This is a genomic window from Agrobacterium sp. 5Ca39 (assembly GCF_055382365.1).
This window is the reverse complement of record NZ_AP026436.1, coordinates 1,368,932-1,386,438: the sequence shown is the minus strand read 5'-3', so window position 1 is coordinate 1,386,438 and position 17,507 is coordinate 1,368,932. Positions and strand designations below refer to the sequence as shown.

General features: G+C 59.7%; 19 protein-coding genes. 11 read left to right on the top strand and 8 right to left on the bottom strand.

Annotation, left to right across the window (positions count from 1 at the left end; all coding sequences use genetic code 11):
• Positions 1–92: 92 nt before the first annotated feature.
• Positions 93–527 carry a CBS domain-containing protein gene (locus ACZ47E_RS06975; RefSeq protein ID WP_006698832.1) on the top strand — a complete coding sequence of 145 codons (435 nt, stop codon included), beginning with the start codon at positions 93–95 and terminating at the stop codon, positions 525–527.
• A 144-nt stretch (positions 528–671) separates the two neighbouring features.
• Here ACZ47E_RS06975 and ACZ47E_RS06970 read toward each other — a convergent pair whose 3' ends face one another.
• From ACZ47E_RS06970 to folE, 3 genes are all read right to left on the bottom strand, one after another.
• Positions 672–1,604 (bottom strand): patatin-like phospholipase family protein, encoded by a 933-nt coding sequence (locus tag ACZ47E_RS06970; protein WP_004442259.1) that lies wholly within the window; start codon positions 1,602–1,604, stop codon positions 672–674.
• 94 nt (positions 1,605–1,698) lie between these two features.
• A complete protein-coding gene (gene hisI, locus ACZ47E_RS06965; RefSeq protein WP_045533743.1) occupies positions 1,699–2,151 on the bottom strand; it encodes a phosphoribosyl-AMP cyclohydrolase in 453 nt (150 codons plus the stop codon).
• A gap of 127 nt (positions 2,152–2,278) precedes the next feature.
• The gene (gene folE / locus ACZ47E_RS06960) at positions 2,279–2,905 is read right to left on the bottom strand and encodes a GTP cyclohydrolase I FolE (protein ID WP_003495569.1); all 627 of its coding nucleotides are present in this window, start codon (positions 2,903–2,905) and stop codon (positions 2,279–2,281) included.
• 282 nt (positions 2,906–3,187) lie between these two features.
• Here folE and ACZ47E_RS06955 point away from each other — a divergent pair, with 282 nt between their 5' ends.
• The 4 genes from ACZ47E_RS06955 to thrS all read left to right on the top strand — a co-directional run bounded on the left by ACZ47E_RS06955 (position 3,188) and on the right by thrS (position 6,647).
• Positions 3,188–3,634, top strand: a complete 447-nt coding sequence (locus tag ACZ47E_RS06955) for an iron-sulfur cluster assembly scaffold protein (RefSeq protein ID WP_278067461.1) — start codon at positions 3,188–3,190, stop codon at positions 3,632–3,634.
• 3 nt (positions 3,635–3,637) lie between these two features.
• Positions 3,638–3,997 carry a membrane protein insertion efficiency factor YidD gene (gene yidD, locus ACZ47E_RS06950; protein ID WP_004442241.1) on the top strand — a complete coding sequence of 120 codons (360 nt, stop codon included), beginning with the start codon at positions 3,638–3,640 and terminating at the stop codon, positions 3,995–3,997.
• Positions 3,994–4,518 (top strand): DUF1697 domain-containing protein, encoded by a 525-nt coding sequence (locus ACZ47E_RS06945; protein WP_037092531.1) that lies wholly within the window; start codon positions 3,994–3,996, stop codon positions 4,516–4,518. Before yidD ends, ACZ47E_RS06945 begins: the two co-directional genes overlap by 4 nt.
• A 125-nt stretch (positions 4,519–4,643) precedes the next feature.
• Complete coding sequence (gene thrS, locus ACZ47E_RS06940) at positions 4,644–6,647, top strand: threonine--tRNA ligase (RefSeq protein WP_004442234.1); 2,004 nt, start codon at positions 4,644–4,646, stop codon at positions 6,645–6,647.
• Positions 6,648–6,863: 216 nt separating this feature from the next.
• Here the strand turns inward: thrS and ACZ47E_RS06935 are convergent, their stop codons facing one another.
• Positions 6,864–7,844, bottom strand: a complete 981-nt coding sequence (locus tag ACZ47E_RS06935; RefSeq protein ID WP_022556292.1) for a hypothetical protein — start codon at positions 7,842–7,844, stop codon at positions 6,864–6,866.
• Positions 7,845–7,954: 110 nt separating this feature from the next.
• Between ACZ47E_RS06935 and ACZ47E_RS06930 the strand changes: the two genes are divergently transcribed.
• From ACZ47E_RS06930 to ACZ47E_RS06920, 3 genes are all read left to right on the top strand, one after another.
• On the top strand, positions 7,955–8,536 hold the full coding sequence (locus tag ACZ47E_RS06930; protein ID WP_153775593.1) for a nitroreductase family protein: 582 nt from the start codon (positions 7,955–7,957) through the stop codon (positions 8,534–8,536).
• On the top strand, positions 8,536–9,147 hold the full coding sequence (locus ACZ47E_RS06925; protein WP_278066808.1) for a flavin reductase family protein: 612 nt from the start codon (positions 8,536–8,538) through the stop codon (positions 9,145–9,147). The genes ACZ47E_RS06930 and ACZ47E_RS06925 overlap by 1 nt, the downstream gene beginning before the upstream one ends.
• A 111-nt stretch (positions 9,148–9,258) precedes the next feature.
• Entirely contained in the window at positions 9,259–10,413 is a 1,155-nt protein-coding gene (locus ACZ47E_RS06920; protein ID WP_037093663.1) for a DUF2336 domain-containing protein, read from the top strand.
• Between the two features lie 206 nt (positions 10,414–10,619).
• On the opposite strand, the gene ACZ47E_RS06915 is transcribed toward ACZ47E_RS06920, so the two are convergent.
• Positions 10,620–11,039 carry a hypothetical protein gene (locus ACZ47E_RS06915; RefSeq protein ID WP_004442223.1) on the bottom strand — a complete coding sequence of 140 codons (420 nt, stop codon included), beginning with the start codon at positions 11,037–11,039 and terminating at the stop codon, positions 10,620–10,622.
• Between the two features lie 107 nt (positions 11,040–11,146).
• Between ACZ47E_RS06915 and ACZ47E_RS06910 the strand changes: the two genes are divergently transcribed.
• Positions 11,147–11,602 carry a GNAT family N-acetyltransferase gene (locus tag ACZ47E_RS06910; RefSeq protein ID WP_022556287.1) on the top strand — a complete coding sequence of 152 codons (456 nt, stop codon included), beginning with the start codon at positions 11,147–11,149 and terminating at the stop codon, positions 11,600–11,602.
• A gap of 386 nt (positions 11,603–11,988) precedes the next feature.
• On the opposite strand, the gene ACZ47E_RS06905 is transcribed toward ACZ47E_RS06910, so the two are convergent.
• Entirely contained in the window at positions 11,989–13,221 is a 1,233-nt protein-coding gene (locus tag ACZ47E_RS06905) for an AI-2E family transporter (protein WP_022556286.1), read from the bottom strand.
• A gap of 229 nt (positions 13,222–13,450) precedes the next feature.
• Between ACZ47E_RS06905 and ACZ47E_RS06900 the strand changes: the two genes are divergently transcribed.
• A complete protein-coding gene (locus ACZ47E_RS06900; protein ID WP_137068753.1) occupies positions 13,451–15,184 on the top strand; it encodes an ABC transporter ATP-binding protein in 1,734 nt (577 codons plus the stop codon).
• A 16-nt stretch (positions 15,185–15,200) separates the two neighbouring features.
• Here ACZ47E_RS06900 and ACZ47E_RS06895 read toward each other — a convergent pair whose 3' ends face one another.
• Entirely contained in the window at positions 15,201–15,422 is a 222-nt protein-coding gene (locus tag ACZ47E_RS06895; protein WP_004442209.1) for a hypothetical protein, read from the bottom strand.
• 126 nt (positions 15,423–15,548) lie between these two features.
• Positions 15,549–15,914 (bottom strand): VOC family protein, encoded by a 366-nt coding sequence (locus tag ACZ47E_RS06890; protein ID WP_004442206.1) that lies wholly within the window; start codon positions 15,912–15,914, stop codon positions 15,549–15,551.
• Between the two features lie 262 nt (positions 15,915–16,176).
• On the opposite strand from ACZ47E_RS06890, the gene ACZ47E_RS06885 reads away from it, so the two are divergent.
• Positions 16,177–17,502, top strand: coding sequence for an Nramp family divalent metal transporter (locus ACZ47E_RS06885; RefSeq protein ID WP_278066807.1), 1,326 nt, complete (start codon positions 16,177–16,179; stop codon positions 17,500–17,502).
• The last annotated feature ends 5 nt before the right edge of the window (positions 17,503–17,507 follow it).

Here is a 17,507-nt window from a genome sequence, read left to right as displayed (position 1 = left end):
CATTCACGCGGGCCTCAGCGCACCATACCTCATGATTTGCAACCGCCGGGGGAGACTGCGGCACTGCGGATCGCTGCAAAGAGGAGGAAGGCATGCCAACATTCGTAAAGGATCTTCTCGACCGCAAGGGCCGGGACGTCGTGACTGTCAATCCTGAGGTCAGCATCGGTGAGGCCGCGGCCACGCTGCACGCACATAAGATCGGTTCCGTCGTCGTGACCGATGGCGATGGTGTCGTTCTCGGCATCTTCACGGAACGCGATCTCGTAAAGGCCGTGGCGGGCCAGGGTGCCGCTTCTCTCCAGCAATCCGTTTCAGTGGCCATGACCAAAAATGTCATCCGCTGTCACCACGATTCCACCACCGATGAGTTGATGGAAATCATGACGGGCGGGCGCTTCAGGCATGTGCCGGTCGAAGAGAATGGCCGCCTTGCCGGCATCATCTCCATCGGCGACGTGGTGAAGGCGCGGATCGGTGAAATCGAGGCCGAAGCGGAGCATATCAAGGCTTATATTGCCGGGTGAGTTAGTGTCCTCTCCCTCATTCCTGTGCTCGTCACAGGAATCTAGTCAGCCCAAGTCCTTGGGCTGAAAGGAGTTCCTACCGCCACGCAGACGCGCATCGGCTGGATTCCCGCGACAGGCACAGGAATGAGCGAGCTTCTCGCCTCACCGCCGGAACGCCTGCTGCATGCGCTCCAGTTCCGGAATGCGCGCGCGCGTTTCCTGATATCCCCTATCGATGGCTTCACTGGCGCGATGGAATTCCGACAGTCCGATATCGTTGATGCGGGGATGAAGCATCAGATCGGGCGGATCACCTGCCAGACGCGAGCGCGAAATCCTGTCCTGAATGATGTTGAAGGCCTGCACCATGACGCCCGGCAGGCCGGGGCGCGGCGCGCTGTCGTGCGGTGCGCCGCCGGGCGGTGCAGCGGCGTGCTTGACGACGGCGGAGCGGCCGAAGAGATCGTAATTGAGGTTTACCGCCACGACCAGCGCCTGCTCATAGGCCCGGCAGACCGAAACCGGCACGGGATTGACGAGGGCGCCATCGATGAGGGTGCGGCCGTTGCATTGCACGGGTTCGAAGATGCCGGGCAGCGCATAGGATGAACGCAAGGCGGTCACGAGATCACCCTGATGAATCCAGACTTCATGACCCGTGCGCAACTCCGTCGCGACGGCGATGAAGGGATGATCGAGGCTTTCGACGCGCAGCCCTTCCAGATGCTCCTGCATGCGTTTTGTGAGTCGCATTCCGCCGAAGAGCCCGCCGCCGCCGATCGTGAGATCCAGCAGGCCGGCAATGCGGCGCATCGTCAGCGAACGGGCGAATTCCTCAAGCTCATCGAGCTTGCCGGCGAGATAACATCCGCCAACCAGCGCGCCGATCGAAGTGCCGGCGATCATGCCGATCTTGACGCCCGCTTCATCGAGGGCCCGCAGGACACCGATATGGGCCCAGCCCCGGGCTGCGCCACCGCCAAGCGCGAGCGCTATCCGGTGTTTATCGACGATCTGTGTAACGGGCGGTTCATTGCCGATGACGTCGGTGTTACCCGCCGCAAGGTGGTTCTGACGATTTCCCCATCCCAACATGACCGCACTCCCTGCCAGTTCTTCGGGTTCCGCCCTTGGCCCCGGAACCCGCTATATTGGTAGCAAATTGGTGCGGCCGATGGAAGGCGGCGGTTTATGTGCCTGAATAGGTTGTCGCCGGATCGAAATGGCGCGTATCGTCGGTGATTTTCGTCACCGCCTGGCCATCAGCCAGTTCGACCGTGCGGTAGAAGCAGGAGCGGCGGCCGGTGTGGCAGGTGGCATCGTGGCCGGCGACCGAGACCTTCAGCCACACGGCGTCCTGATCGCAATCGGTGCGGAATTCCTTCACGGTCTGCAGGTTGCCCGACGTTTCGCCCTTCTTCCAGATCTTGTCGCGCGAACGGCTGTAATAGTGGGCGATGCCGGTCTCAAGCGTCAGCGACAGGGCCTGTGCATTCATATGGGCGACCATCAGCAGTTCGCCATCGCGCGCGTCGGTGACTACGGCTGTGACGAGGCCGTGGGCGTCGAATTTCGGCGAAAAGAGACCTGCGTTTTCAAGCGCTTCCTTGTCCACGGGCGCGGACGGAAAGGGAATGGACATGGCAACCTCGGAAAATCATCTGGCGGAACGATGAGAGGGGCGGATGAAACGGACGAGTGCCCGCCACTCTGAATTTTCTTGCGCATCGGATTTTCCGAAAGCCGCATTACGGCTTTCGGGCCGGTGCTTAACGGTTCCGCACCATAGTCATGAAGCGCACCTGTTCGGCCGGGTCGTTCTTGAACGTGCCGGTAAAGGAGGTGGTGAGGGTGGTCGAGCCCTGCTTGTTGACGCCGCGCATGGACATGCACATATGTTCGGCATCGATCATGACGGCCACGCCGCGCGGTTTCAGGGTTTCCTCAATCGATCTTGCGATCTGCGCGGTCATGTTTTCCTGCGTCTGCAGGCGGCGACCGAAGATTTCGACAACGCGGGCGATCTTCGACAGGCCAAGCACGCGACCGGCCGGAAGATAGGCGACATGCGCCTTGCCGACGATCGGCACCATATGGTGTTCGCAATGGGAGAAGAACGGAATGTCGCGCACCAGCACCACATCGTCATAACCGCCGACTTCCTCGAAGGTCGTGCCGAGCACGTCCTGAACATTCAGCTCGTAACCGGCAAAAAGCTCGCGATAGGCCTTGGCGACGCGCTTCGGCGTATCCAGAAGTCCTTCGCGGGCGGGATTTTCTCCAGCCCAGCGCAAGAGAACGCGCACTGCTTCTTCCGCTTCGGCCTGGCTCGGGCGAGCTTCGGCCACGTCGGGTTTTGCGCCAGCGCCGGGGAAATTCTTCACGATCGCATCCATTCCGTCTCTCCCGATGCGGGTAAAGGCCGCACCTGAATTCGTTTTTACATCGCGAACCCATGTTCGCAGTTGCTGCTATCTGGTTGTTTTATAGCATTTTGGCAAGGCCGATGCTGTTTTTTCGGTATCGGAGCCGTTAATTTGATCACGGCTTGATGTCCAGAAAGCTCGTTAGCATATAATGAGAATGAAGGGCAGGAAAGCTTCACTGCGACAAACGCTGTGTTAGAAAAATTTGACCTGTCCTGTTTTGGGCATTCTTGAGCGCGCCGGGCACCAATGATGGACGATATCTACAATAATCGCATTCTGGACTTTGCCGGGAATATCCCGCTCATCGGCGTTCTTGAGGATGCTGACGCCAGCGCCGAGAAACACTCCCGGCTGTGCGGTTCGAAGCTGAAGGTCTATCTGAAAGTCGAAGACGGTATCGTAACGGCGTTTTCGCACGAGGTTCGTGCCTGTGCGCTCGGCCAGGCCTCCGCCTCCATCATGGCGCACCACATCGTCGGGGCCTCCAGCGGCGAAGTCCGGCAGGCGCGGGAAGACATGCTTGCCATGTTGAAACAGGATGGCGATGGCCCGACGGGCCGTTTCGAGGACATGCGCGTTCTGTCACCGGTCAGGGATTTCAAGGCCCGCCACGCCTCCACCATGCTGACCTTCGAAGCCGTGGTCGATGCGCTCGACCAGATCGAAGGGCGGCAGGCTCTCGACGCCGCGGGTTAGGCCATGTGCGGCGAACCGGGCTGCCGGCACCAGCAAACCGAGGTGAAATCCGGGCGATCGCGTAACTGGACGGGCAGCTTTGCCAGGACGCCAGGACGGCTTTTCGGTGTCGGCTTTATCAGGCTTTATCAATTGACGCTTTCCGGCTTCATCGGAAACTCCTGCCGCCATATCCCCACCTGTTCGGAATATGGCTACGAGGCGATTGCCCGCCACGGGCTTTGGGCCGGCGGCTGGATGACGCTGTTTCGTGTGGCGCGCTGCGGACCGGGCGGCACAAGCGGTCTGGATCCGGTGCCGGAAGTACTTGATGGAAGCAGGCGCTGGTGGATGCCGTGGCGCTACTGGAGCCGACATCGATGAATGACTATGTGGCCCTGCTGCACAGCATCGTTCTCGGCGTGGGCAAGCGACTTATCATGGCCGATCTCAGGGCCATGGCGGAAGAGCTGGGATTTACCGACTGCAGGACGCTTGTCGCGACCGGAAATCTTGTTTTTCGCGCTGAAGCGACACCTGTTCGCGAGATTGAGGACAGGCTGGAGCGCGCCTTCGAAGATCGCTTCGGCAAACATGTCGATATTCTCGTTCGTTCCGGCGGCGACTGGCTGAAGCTGGCGGCGGACAATCCCTTCGCCAAGGGCAATCCGCCGGATGTCTGCGTGCGGGTGATGCGTGAACCGCTTGGCGAAGGTATCCTTGGATTTCTCGATAAGTATCGCCGACAGGAGACGATCGCCGTGATCGGCGGTGACTTGTGGATCGATTTCAAGGGCAAACCGAGCGAGAGCAGGCTGCTGTCTGCGCTGACCACAAGAAGGCTCGGTATAGGCACGACCCGCAACGCCAACACGGTCAATGGTCTCGCGGAAATGCTTCGCTGAGCGGCCTTCACCTTTGACAGCAATGGCAAAAGCCTTTATCAGCCTGCGTGCCCGCCTGTCGCGGGCAAATCATTATTCCAACACCACCCGCATTCGTTGGCGGGACTGGACAGGAGCACTAAACGATGTCTGAAGCCGTTTCCCTTACATTTCCCGATGGTTCCGTCCGCAGCTACGCCCCCGGCACGACCGGCCGCGAGGTTGCCGAATCCATCTCCAAATCGCTCGCCAAGAAAGCCGTCGCCATAACGCTTGATGGCACCCTGCGCGATTTGTCCGACACCATCACCGATGGCAAGATCGAGATCGTCACGCGCGAAGACAAGCGTGCACTTGAGCTCATCCGCCACGATGCCGCCCACGTCATGGCCGAGGCCGTGCAGGAACTGTGGCCCGGCACGCAGGTGACGATCGGCCCTGTTATCGAGAACGGCTTTTATTACGACTTCGCCAAGAACGAGCCCTTCACGCCGGAAGATCTGCCGAAGATCGAAAAGCGCATGAAGGAAATCATTCAGCGCAACAAGCCGTTTACCCGTGAAGTCTGGTCGCGTGAAAAGGCCAAGGAAGTCTTCGCCGCCAAGGGCGAGAATTACAAGGTCGAGCTGGTCGATGCGATTCCGGAAGGTCAGGACCTGAAGATCTATTATCAGGGCGACTGGTTCGATCTTTGCCGTGGCCCGCATATGGCTTCCACCGGCCAGATCGGCACTGCCTTCAAACTGATGAAGGTGGCCGGCGCCTATTGGCGCGGCGACAGCAACAATGCAATGCTGTCACGCATCTATGGCACCGCCTGGGCGACGCAGGAGGAGCTCGATAATTACCTTCACGTTCTGGCCGAAGCCGAAAAACGCGACCACCGCCGTCTCGGCCGCGAAATGGACCTGTTCCATTTCCAGGAAGAAGGTCCGGGCGTCGTGTTCTGGCACGGCAAGGGCTGGCGCATGTTCCAGACGCTGACGGCCTATATGCGCCGGCGGCTCGCCAACACCTATCAGGAAGTCAACGCGCCGCAGGTGCTCGACAAGTCGCTGTGGGAAACCTCCGGTCACTGGGGCTGGTATCAGGAAAACATGTTCGCGGTGAAATCCGCCCATGCCTTTACCCATCCCGATGACGAGGAAGCCGATCAGCGCGTCTTTGCGCTCAAGCCGATGAACTGCCCCGGTCACGTGCAGATTTTCAAGCATGGCTTGAAGTCTTACCGCGAAATGCCGGTTCGTCTTGCTGAATTCGGCAATGTGCACCGTTATGAAGCGTCCGGCGCTTTGCACGGCCTGATGCGTGTTCGTGGCTTCACGCAGGATGATGCGCATGTCTTCTGCACGGAAGAGCAGATGGCGGCGGAATGCCTGCGGATCAACGATCTGATCCTTTCCGTCTACGAAGATTTCGGCTTCAGCGAAATTGTCGTCAAGCTCTCCACGCGCCCGGAAAAGCGCGTTGGTTCCGACGATCTGTGGGATCGCGCCGAAAGCGTGATGATGGAGGTTCTGAAGACCATCGAGGAACAGTCGGAGGGACGCATCAAGACCGGCATCCTGCCGGGTGAGGGTGCCTTCTACGGACCGAAGTTCGAATATACCCTGAAGGACGCCATCGGCCGCGAATGGCAGTGCGGCACGACGCAGGTGGACTTCAACCTGCCTGAGCGTTTCGGCGCCTTCTATATCGACCAGAACTCGGAAAAGACGCAGCCGGTGATGATCCATCGCGCCATATGCGGCTCGATGGAGCGCTTCCTGGGTATCCTGATCGAGAACTTCGCCGGTCACATGCCGCTATGGTTCGCACCGCTCCAGGTCGTGGTCGCGACGATCACCTCTGATGCGGATGATTATGGTCGTGAGGTTGCGGAAGCGCTGCGCGAAGCGGGCATGGCGGTCGAGACCGACTTCCGCAACGAAAAGATCAACTACAAGATCCGCGAGCACTCGGTGACCAAGGTTCCTGTCATCATCGTCTGCGGCCGCAAGGAAGCGGAAGAGCGCACCGTCAACATCCGCCGTCTCGGCTCGCAGAACCAGACATCGATGTCGCTTGAGGAGGCAATCACCAGCCTCGTGGACGAAGCGACGCCGCCGGATGTGAAGCGCAAGCTTGCGGCGAAGAAGCAGGTTGCCTAATATCAGTTACGGCCCCTTCGGGGGCCGTTTTGTTTGTGGGGATGTGCGGGTAATTTCACTGCCAAAGGCGACGCATTCACCTCCGCCACCCTGGACTAGATCCGGGGTCCAGCGCGATCAAGTCCTTGATCGCGAAAGACTCTCTTCACGATGACAGACGCGTCGTCGCTGGATACCGGATCAAGTCCGGCATGACGGATGAGATGTGGGTGACGCCTACTCGAAATCCCCGGACATCTCTTCCGGCGCCTGATCCTTCATCAGCACTTCCACATCCGAATCCCGGCCGGCGGTTACCTTGAAATTGCGCTGGTAGACCTTGTCCTTGTTGCGGGCGATGGCGGTATATTCACCTTCGGCCAGCACCATGGTCGAAAAGGCGCTGACGCTTTCATTGACAACGTCACCGCCGCCGTTCAGCACAGACCAGGCTGTATCGGCAATGGCTTCGCCGCCCGCTTCGGATACCAGCTTGAGAGTGATCTGTGCCGCCCGGTGCTGAAGGGTCGCTTCTGTCAGCTTGCCGGCTTCCACCTGGATATCGGCGCGCACGGAGGCGTTGGCATTACCGTATTGGGAAACGACGTGATATGTGCCGGCATTGAGGCGCACGATGGTGTTCGGTTTAATGTCTTCCATAACCAGCCCGCGTTCGCCATCGGGACGGGCGTCAGAGGAATAGATAGAGAATTTCAGCTGGTTGGCGGAAATCTGCTTGTCGGATCCTGCAACGGCGTTCAGCACGAAACCACCGGCATCGAGAATCAGCACCTGTTTCTGGACGCTGCCGGAGGCAGGCACGTTGAGCTTCTTGGTGACACCTGCGCGGCCGAAAGCGACGTTGACGAAATATTCGCCCGGCACCAGATGGAATTCCGCCGAGCCGCCCTCTGAGCTTGCCAGCATCGGCAATTTACCGTCGGTGCCGGGGATGGGGCTGAATACGCGCCAAGACAGGCCTTCCTTCACCGCTTCACCGTCGCCGGTCAGCTTGGCTTCCATGACTATGTCGCGGGCGGTGCTAGTCGGCGCGTTGGGGGCGGAGGGAGCGGTGAAAGCATTGAGTTTCGGCATTTTCGGCGTGCCGCCGAGTTGCTTGAAGTCCTTGAAGGCGTCCTGCGAAAAAGCAGCTTGCGATAACAGGCCAAGCGCGGCACATGCAATGGTCAGACGCGCCGCGATTTTGATTGCCGACATTTTCGATACCGATTGACTTCTTGATTTTCCCGGATCACTTCAAAACCAATGCCGTGGCTATTTCAAGGCCCATGTTTTTGCGATGACAGCAGAATGGAAGATTATTGATCATGACAAGTGATATCAAGCTCCTCGATTACCTCAGGGTTCGCCGTTCCACGCCGGCCCTGCAGCTTGCCGAGCCGGGACCTTCGAAGACGGAAATTGAAGATATCCTGCGGCTCGCCGTGCGCGTGCCTGACCATGGTAAGCTTGCGCCGTGGCGTTTCGTGGTTTTCCGCGGCGAGGAGCGCGTCCGTCTCGGTGAAACGGCGCTTCGGATCGCACTCGAAAAGAACCCGGACCTCGACCTGCAGCAGCAGGAAGCCGAGCGCACCCGCTTCACCCGCGCACCCGTCGTCATTGCTGTCATCAGCACTGCAAAGCCGCATTTCAAGATTCCGGAGTGGGAACAGATCATGTCGGCCGGCGCGGTGTGCCTCAATCTCATCTTCGCAGCCAATGCCAGCGGTTTCGCAGCGAACTGGCTGACGGAATGGCTCGCTTTCGATCCGGCCTTTCTCGCGGAAATCGACGTCGATGCGGCGGAGAAGGTCGCCGGGTTCATTCATGTCGGTTCGACGACATTCCCGCCGGTGGAACGGCCTCGGCCGGAGCTTGCCGATGTCGTCACCTGGGTCGGGGACGTCTGATGTTCTACACCACGGACACCAACCAGCACGGCCTGCCGCATGATCCGTTCAAGGCCATCGTCGCGCCGCGCCCGATCGGCTGGATCGGCTCGAAGGGCAGGAAAGGTTCCCTCAACCTCTCGCCCTATTCCTTCTTCAACGCGATTTCGGACCGGCCGAAGCTCGTGATGTTCTCCTCCAGCGGCAGGAAGGACAGTCTGCGCAATGTCGAGGAGACCGGCGTCTTTACCGCCAATCTCGTCAGCCGCCATCTGGTAGACCGGATGAATGCGTCTTCGGCACCCGTCGCTTATGATGTCGATGAATTCGCCCTTGCCGGTCTTACCGCTGTCGATGGCCGCGTGGTGGATGCGCCTTTTGTGGGTGAGGCACTGGCGGTTCTCGAATGCCGGGTAACCCAGATTCAGCAGCTCAAGGACATTGACGGCGAGCCAGCGGATTCCTGGATGGTCATCGGTCAGGTCATGGCGATCCACATCGATGAAACGATCATTCACGATGGGCGCATCGACATGGGACTTGCCCGTCCCGTGGCGCGCATGGGCTATATGGATTACTGCGATGGCGGCAGCGATGTATTCCAGCTGCAGCGCCCCTCTACTGCGTCGTAAATATAGGCCTTCTTCGGCGAGGGTTAATTTTTATGGTGAACCAAACGTAAACCATTTGCGCCTAGAGTTTTATACATGGTGGCGGCGATGATGCCGCCATCCATTGTATGAATGTGTTTCGAGGCTCAGGTGATCGTACAGGCATTTCTTCGCTGGTCTGAAAAGGCTGGATCGACCGAGCGGGCGAATGCCGCCAATGCTCTCGGCCGTGCCTATCTGCATTCCGGCATGGCGCGCGAAAACCGCGATGCCGCCTATATGGCGATGACCTATCTTCTCGACGATCCTTCGCCGCGCGTGCGGCTGGCGCTTGCCGAAGCGCTTGCGGACGCCCATGATGCGCCGCGCGCCATTATCGTTTCCCTTGCCGAAGACCAGCCGGAAATCGCCTGCACGGTAATCGCCCGTTCGCCGGTTCTGGCCGAGGCCGATCTGGTCGATCTGGCGGGGCGTGGTGAAAGCTTGACCCGCGCGCTCATCGCCGCCAGGCCCGGCCTGCCGCGCGGGGTCTGCGCCGCGCTTGCGGAAGTTGGCGACCTGCCCGAAACCACCATCCTGCTAGAAAATGACGAAGCCTTCATCACACCGTTTTCGCTCCGGCGCATCGCCGAACGTCACGGTTGCGACGCCGATATCCGTGATCTCCTGCTCCGCCGCGAGGCCTTGCCTGCCGATGCGCGTCATCTGCTTGTGGGCCGCGTGAGCGAGGCACTTGCGGATTCCGCGCTGGTTCATGCGCTGATCACGCGCAACCGCGCCGACAGTCTTTTCCGCGAAGCGGAAGATTCCGCCACCATCCTGATCGCATCGAGCGTTTCCTCGCCGGAACTGCCGGCACTGGTGGAGCATCTGCGCCAGAGGCTGGAGCTGACGCCCGCATTGCTCATCCATGCCGTCTGTTCGGGCCGGCTTGAGTTCTTCACGGCGGCCATGGTCAATCTCTCCGGTCTTGATGACCGCAAGGTGCGCGCCATTCTGGCCACGGGCCGGCCGCATGCGCTGAAGGCGCTGTTCCAGTCCATTGGTCTGTCGGGCGACGTCGTTGACGTCTTCAGCGAAGCGACGCTGATGTGGCGCCGTGCCGCCCGCTCGCAGCTTCCTGAGGCGGCCGCCTCCGTCTCTGCCGAACTGCTGTCGCATTTCCGTGACGTGAGCGGTTCCGAAACGCTGTTCGAACTGTTGCACGCGGTGCGCAAGCTGAGCATTGCGGAAGAACGGCAGAAGGCGAGATATTATGCGCAGGCGCTGGCGGTGGAGGCGGCGTGAGGTCGGGTTAATTTTCGGCTGATACAAATCGCATGAGTATCATAATTTTCCCGGAAGGGGCATCCTCTCATCCTCATCCCTGTGCTTGTCACAGGGATCCTTCCAGCCCAAGTCCTTGGGCTGGAAGGACTCTCTCCGCCGCTGAGACGCGCGTCGCTGGATTCCTGTGACAAGCACAGGAATGAGGGAAGATCGGTTGCCCGCAATCACTTATCGAACCGTTTGGCAATCCATGAATAGCTGTTTTCGACCATCCTCACAGGCGTTCCAAGGAAGTGCTTTATGCCTTCGGTGGAAGGAAGGACGCGGCTGACGCGGCCGATCGCCTGTTTGGTGAGACTTTCCTCTTCTTTCGGCGTCACTTCCGCCGTGGCCTGCTGGGCATCGGCCGGTGCTGGAGTACCGGACTGAGTGCCGGCCGTTTGCGGGCTCTGTTCACCCGGTGTCTGGCACACGGCCACGACCACCGGATAGGACGCGTTTGCAAAACGCTCCAGCTCCTTTTCCGACACAGCGTCGCACAGTTCGATGCTCGTCCACCGCTGTTGCGAGGTGGCGAGGTAATGGCAATCGGTGGCGCTGTCGTCGCAACCGAGAAAGGTCATGAGAACGAGGGCTGTTTTCATGGTGTGTGTTGCCTCTGTCGGGAATTATGCTCTAGAAACTCATCTATCCCGATTGCAGTGACATTACGACGAAATACGCATTTTTTTGAGAGAAGGCAGGCATCGCATTGGCCATCGAAATCAAGCTTGAGACACCCCGTCAGGACGCGGTTCTGCGCCTCATCGACCTTTCCAATGCCTATATGGCGTCGCTTTACCCCGCAGAAAGCAATCATCTGGTCGATATCGGCGCGCTTGAGAAGGATAATGTCTCTTTTTTCGTGGTGCGGCAGGGTAGCCGCGTGGTCGGCTGCGGGGCGCTGGTGGAAGCGGGCGATGGCACGGCTGAGGTCAAGCGCATGTTCGTCGATCCGGAGGCGCGGGGTCTGCGCATCGGCAAGCTGATCATGGATACGCTCATCGCGCGTGGTGAGGAGCTTGGCCTTTCTGCCATTCGTCTCGAGACCGGCATCAGCCAGCCGGAGGCGATAGGGCTTTACCGCAAGGCGGGTTTCGTGGAGATCGAGGCTTTTGCGCCCTATAAGCCTGATCCGCTCAGCCTCTTCATGGAGAAGGTGCTTTAAGTCGGCGGTAGAGGTTCGCGGCCGCTTTGCGGTGTCCAAACCGAAGGAATTCACGCGACATGAAACGCAGCGCGAGCGACGGATCGCGCCAAACACCCAACGTCATCCTCGGTGTGTCACGAGGATCTGCATCCGAGTGATTTTATCTGACGTGATTAGAACCTTGGCACAAGGTGAGGATGACGGCGATGGTGCATTTCCCGCTCTCCATCCGTTTCAGACCTGAATGAAAACTTAGAACTAAGAATGATCGCAACGCGCCGAGGATCAGGTCCCGTACCGGAGAAGCGATAGTTGCGGATGCGCAACGAGGCCGAGCATGGGCGGATGCGACGTTCGCGGATATCTGTCGTTACCGGAGCTGCCGCGTCTGGCGCAGGCTTCAATCAGAAAGCGGCCTTTCGAAACGCCGTGGTTTCCTCGCTATTGTCCTCGAGCACGGCGACCTCGTCCAGGGCTTCACCCTGCGCAGGAGGCGGTGTCGGAGCTTCGGCGGCCGCGGAAAGTTCGACCTCACGCACCCATTCGCGCCAGATCGCAACCAGAAGCGCCATCAGCACCGGGCCGATGAAGAGGCCGAGGAAACCCATGGTCTTGACGCCGCCGACGAGGCCGAAAAACGTCGGCAGGAATGGCAGCTTGATGGGCCCGCCGACGAGTTTCGGGCGGATGGTCTTGTCAACGATGAAGAGTTCCACCGAACCCCAGACAAACAGGGCCAACCCGTGGGCGGGCGAGCCGCTGGCGACCAGATAGATCGACACCAGCGTGAAGGACAGAGGCGCACCGCCCGGAATGAGGGCCATGACGCCTGTCAGCACGCCGAGCGTGACGGGCGAGGGGACACCGGCGATCCAGTAGGCGATGCCGAGGATGATGCCTTCGCCGATGGCGATCAGCGTCATGCCGGTGACCGTGGAGCTGATGGTGGCGGGCACGACGCGGGAAATGCGTTCCCACCGCGTCGGCAGGATACGCTCACCGACCAGATCGACCTGACGGGTGAAACCGGCCCCGTTACGATAGACGAAGAACAGCGCGATCAGCATGAACAGCAACGTCAGCACCAGATGGAACGCGCCGTTGCCGGCGGCGAGGATCGCCCTGTAGATATTGCCGATATTGGCGCCGCTGACGAGCTGGATCACTTCACCGATGGCGCCCGGCGTGCCGATATATTTCACCCATTGTTCGCCAAGCCATGGGCCGACGGCGGGAAGGGCGGCGATCCACTCCGGCACGGGGGCGCCGGTCTTGTTGACATGCACTGCCCAGCCGAACCATTCGCGGATTTCGCTGGCCGTGTAGGAAGCGGCGATGAAGATCGGTACGACAAGGAAGGCGAGGATGAGAATGATGGCGATGGTGGCGCCGAGCGTGGTGTTGCCGCCCACCTGCCGAAGAAGCCGTGTATAGACCGGCCAGCTGGCGAAACCGATGACGAGGGCGGCGAGAACCGGAACCAGGAAGCCGTGGAAGAAGTAGATGCCGGCCAGGGCAACGAGAACGAGCAGCCAGCGCGCAGCCGAAATGGGCGGGATCAGGGCGATCCGCGTCGGGCTGGCCGGACCAAGCCATCTCGGTTCGCCACTCTGCTTACGGCTGTCATTCTTACTCACGGCAGGCTCTTTCTCGCATTCTCCCCGAAGGGTGCATTCACTCTGTCACACCGATACATATAAGTGCAATATAATCGGATCACATTACCGTTGTGTGTTTATTGCTGAACCTATTGAACGATTTTGGTAAAAATAGAACATCGGTCTTGGCGCGCGCATTGAAATATGACAATTGAACTCCGTTTTTCTTGCGGCGTAAGGTTGCCGCGCCCGATCTCCAGGTCACGCTATGCTCCGCCGCTTCTTCGCCTATTATCGCCCCTATCGCGGTCTGTTCATTCTCGATTTTTCCTGCGCTGTCTTGTCGGGCGTACTGGAACTCGGCTTTCCGATGGCGGTGAAGGCCTTTGTCGACGTGCTGCTGCCGGGCGGTGAATGGGCTATCATCCTGGCCGCCTCCGTCGGGCTGCTCCTCATCTATGTACTGAATACCGGATTGATGGCGACTGTCACTTACTGGGGACACATGCTTGGCATCAATATCGAAACCGACATGCGCCGTCTGGCCTTCGATCATCTGCAAAAGCTTTCCTTCCGGTATTTCGACAACCAGAAGACCGGCCATCTGGTCGGGCGGCTGACCAAGGATCTGGAAGAGATCGGCGAGGTGGCCCACCATGGGCCCGAAGACCTGTTCATCGCCATCATGACCTTTATCGGCGCGTTCCTGCTGATGCTGTCGGTCAATGTGCCGCTGGCGCTCATCACCGCCGCCGTCGTGCCCGTCACCGCCTGGGTCACCAGCCGGTATGGCGGTCGCATGACGCAGAATTTTCGCGCGCTATACGGCCGTGTGGGGGATTTCAACGCCCGTATCGAGGAAAATGTCGGCGGCATGCGAGTGGTGCAGGCCTTTGCCAATGAGGATCACGAGAGGGCGCTGTTCGAAAAAGACAACCAGAAATACCGCCGCACCAAGCTTGACGCCTACAAGATCATGGCGGCCAGCACCTCGCTGAGCTACATGAGCATGCGGCTGACACAGATGATCGTGATGATCTGCGGCGCCTGGTTCGTTCTGAATGGCGACCTGACAGAAGGTGGCTTCGTCGGCTTCCTGCTGCTGGTCGGCGTGTTTTTCCGCCCGGTGGAAAAAATCAATTCGGTCATCGAGACCTATCCCAAGGGCATTGCCGGTTTCCGCCGGTTCACCGAGCTTCTCGACACCGCGCCCGATATTGTCGATGCGCCCGATGCGGTGGAAGCGCCATTGCTGCGCGGTGATATCGAATATCGCCATGTGGGCTTCGGTTACGCCGAGGGCAAGCAGGTTCTTACCAATATCGATCTGAAGATCAGCGCCGGCGAGACCGTAGCTTTCGTTGGCCCGTCGGGTGCGGGCAAGACGACGCTCTGCTCGCTGCTGCCGCGCTTTTATGACGTCACCAACGGTGCGATCACCATTGACGGCATCGATATCAGAAAGATGAAGCTCGCCTCGCTGCGCAATCAGATCGGCATCGTGCAGCAGGACGTCTTCCTGTTCGGCGGCACGATCCGTGAGAACATCGAATATGGACGGCTTGGCGCTTCGGATGCGGAGATCATGGATGCCGCTAGGCGCGCGCGGCTGGACGGCGTCATTGAGGCCATGCCGCTCGGGCTCGATACCGTCATTGGCGAACGTGGCGTCAAGTTGTCCGGTGGGCAGAAGCAGCGTCTTGCGATTGCCCGCATGTTCCTGAAAAATCCGCCGATCCTCATTCTCGATGAGGCCACCTCGGCGCTCGACACGGAAACCGAGCGGGCCATCCAGCAATCGCTGACCGAGCTTGCCAAAGGCCGCACCACCCTCGTCATCGCCCACCGGCTGGCGACGATCCGCGATGCCTCGCGCATCGTGGTGGTCGACCAGAGCGGCATCGCCGAAACCGGCGCTCATGCCGAACTCCTGGCTGCCAAGGGCCATTACAGCCGTCTGCACGAGGCGCAGTTCAGCGGTCATCTCGCGGGCCTCAGCTGACCGGCCCGCACGTCGCTCAGCCTTCTGCTGCCTGTTCTTCGACAATGCCGGGGTTCGGCTCCGGCTTGCCGGGATGGCTGCTGACGAGGTAACCCATGGCGACGGCGGCCGCGACGACGAAGAGCAGCAGGACACCGCTGATCGTCATCAGCCATTCGCGGGGCTTTCTGTGCCCCATGATATAGTTCGGCCACCGGCCTGGATGGTTCACCACGTCGTTATTCCGGTGCTGTCGCATGAACTTCCCCAGATTTAAGCGTTTTGGTGAAAGATCAACGCCAGCGCTACCGCGACTGTTCCGTTTGGGTGGCGAACAGGTGATGACAAGGACGTGAGTCCGGTCATTCTGTCTTGGGAAGGCCGATCAGGCGGATTGAATGGCGATGCGGTTGCCCTCGCTATCGGAAATCTCCGCGACGAAGAGTGCATCATTCACCGCCGTTTTGGGAAATAGGAGCTCGCTTCCACCGGCAAGGGCTCTGGCAATAACATCATCCACATCAGCGACACTGAAATAGACGATCGCTCCATCTCGCGTCGGTACATAGGCCGGGCCTTCGGCAAGCGCGGCACTGGCGCCATTGCTGTTTTCGTCAAAAGGGAAATAGGCCATTCTGCTATCGTGGATCGCGACGATTTCGGCAAATGGCACATCAAAAACCGCGCGATAGAAGCGGATCGCCCGATCAAGATCGGTCACGGGGATTTCGACATGGGCGACAATATTCATACGCTTCTCCTCAGCTGGACTGACGCACTTTCAAATTTCTGATGGCACCGATCTTTCTAGCGATGGCTGACATGGCGAGGCAATGGCGCGCGGTGTCAGGTAACCACATTGTCAATCGTCCAGCACCCGCGTGACCGGTCGCAGTGCCGGGAGAGGGCTAAGCGCCACATCGCGGCGTCAAAAGTCAGCTTGCGTCCTGCGTCTCTTTATGCGAATGATTTGCAATTGCATTAATCAGATTTCCGTTCAGAAAGCGCATAGTATGGAGAAGCCAGTCTTTGGATGGCGGCGAAACGGCGACGATCTCTCGTTGTCAGACGTTCACAGCTCGATCCGCGTCAAGGCGAATGCCGGCACGTTTCGGCGGGCGATGGCGTTTTTTGGTCCCGGCTATCTCGTTGCCGTCGGTTATATGGATCCCGGAAACTGGGCGACGTCGCTCGCCGGCGGCTCCAGGTTCGGCTATACGCTGCTGACGGTTGCGCTGGTCTCGAACATCATGGCGATCGTGCTGCAATCGCTCTGCGCCCGTCTTGCGATTGCCTCCGGCCGCGATCTCGCCCAGGCCTGCCGTGACGCCTATCCGAAGCCGGTGGCCATACTGCTGTGGTTGCTCGCCGAGATCGCCATCATCGCCACCGATATTGCCGAGGTGATCGGCACGGCCATCGGCCTCAACCTCATCTTCGGCATTCCGCTCGAAATCGGCGTTCTCATCACCGCGCTCGATGTCTTTCTGATCCTTTATCTGCAGAGGCTCGGTTTCCGCTGGGTGGAGGCGCTCGTCATCACGCTGCTTGGCGTCATCGCGGTGTGCTTTGCCATTCAGGTAGCGCTCGCCGATCCTGACTGGGGGCAGGTGATCCTTGGTTTTGCGCCGACGACCGAAATCGTCACCAATCCTGACATGCTCTATCTGGCGCTCGGCATTCTCGGCGCGACCGTCATGCCGCATAATCTCTATCTGCATTCCGGCATCGTGCAGACCCGCGAAATCGGCGAGACAATTGCCGAAAAGCGCGAGGCGCTGAAATTCGCGACGCTCGATTCCACCATCGCCCTGATGTTCGCGCTTCTCATCAACGCCTCGATCCTCATTCTGGCGGCGGCGACCTTCAACAAGGCGGGGCAGACTAATGTCGCCGAACTCGGCGAGGCGCATAATCTGCTGGCGCCGCTGCTCGGCCTTGCGATTGCGCCGACGCTGTTCGGAGTGGCGCTTTTGTGCTGCGGCATCAATTCCACTGTCACGGCAACGCTTGCCGGCCAGATCGTGATGGAAGGGTTCCTCAAGATGCGGCTCGCCCCTTGGCTGCGCCGCCTCATCACCCGTGCCATCGCCATCATCCCCGCCGCGGGCGTGACCATCTTCTATGGCGATAGCGGCACGGGCGAACTGCTGATCCTGACGCAGGTGGTCTTAAGCCTTCAACTCTCCTTCGCCGTCTTCCCGCTGGTGATGTTCACCGGTGACAAGGCCAAGATGGGCGAGCTGCGCTCACCGCTCTGGCTCTCAGGCTTCGCATGGCTGATCGCGGTGGTGATTGCGGCGTTGAATGTGAAGCTGCTGTTGGATTTTATCGGGTGAGGCGG

Bases quoted from the DNA above. Each gene is read 5' to 3' on its own strand.
- ACZ47E_RS06900 (WP_137068753.1), top strand. From the start codon at position 13,451: ATGCTCCGCCGCTTCTTCGCCTATTATCGCCCCTATCGCGGTCTGTTC.
- ACZ47E_RS06970 (WP_004442259.1), bottom strand. From the start codon at position 1,604: ATGTTGGGATGGGGAAATCGTCAGAACCACCTTGCGGCGGGTAACACC.
- ACZ47E_RS06915 (WP_004442223.1), bottom strand. From the start codon at position 11,039: ATGAAAACAGCCCTCGTTCTCATGACCTTTCTCGGTTGCGACGACAGC.
- ACZ47E_RS06890 (WP_004442206.1), bottom strand. From the start codon at position 15,914: ATGAATATTGTCGCCCATGTCGAAATCCCCGTGACCGATCTTGATCGG.
- ACZ47E_RS06930 (WP_153775593.1), top strand. From the start codon at position 7,955: ATGACAAGTGATATCAAGCTCCTCGATTACCTCAGGGTTCGCCGTTCC.
- folE (WP_003495569.1), bottom strand. From the start codon at position 2,905: ATGGATGCGATCGTGAAGAATTTCCCCGGCGCTGGCGCAAAACCCGAC.
- ACZ47E_RS06925 (WP_278066808.1), top strand. From the start codon at position 8,536: ATGTTCTACACCACGGACACCAACCAGCACGGCCTGCCGCATGATCCG.
- ACZ47E_RS06920 (WP_037093663.1), top strand. From the start codon at position 9,259: ATGTGTTTCGAGGCTCAGGTGATCGTACAGGCATTTCTTCGCTGGTCT.
- ACZ47E_RS06955 (WP_278067461.1), top strand. From the start codon at position 3,188: ATGGACGATATCTACAATAATCGCATTCTGGACTTTGCCGGGAATATC.
- ACZ47E_RS06945 (WP_037092531.1), top strand. From the start codon at position 3,994: ATGAATGACTATGTGGCCCTGCTGCACAGCATCGTTCTCGGCGTGGGC.
- ACZ47E_RS06935 (WP_022556292.1), bottom strand. From the start codon at position 7,844: ATGTCGGCAATCAAAATCGCGGCGCGTCTGACCATTGCATGTGCCGCG.
- ACZ47E_RS06885 (WP_278066807.1), top strand. From the start codon at position 16,177: ATGGAGAAGCCAGTCTTTGGATGGCGGCGAAACGGCGACGATCTCTCG.
- ACZ47E_RS06895 (WP_004442209.1), bottom strand. From the start codon at position 15,422: ATGCGACAGCACCGGAATAACGACGTGGTGAACCATCCAGGCCGGTGG.
- ACZ47E_RS06975 (WP_006698832.1), top strand. From the start codon at position 93: ATGCCAACATTCGTAAAGGATCTTCTCGACCGCAAGGGCCGGGACGTC.
- hisI (WP_045533743.1), bottom strand. From the start codon at position 2,151: ATGTCCATTCCCTTTCCGTCCGCGCCCGTGGACAAGGAAGCGCTTGAA.
- thrS (WP_004442234.1), top strand. From the start codon at position 4,644: ATGTCTGAAGCCGTTTCCCTTACATTTCCCGATGGTTCCGTCCGCAGC.
- yidD (WP_004442241.1), top strand. From the start codon at position 3,638: ATGTGCGGCGAACCGGGCTGCCGGCACCAGCAAACCGAGGTGAAATCC.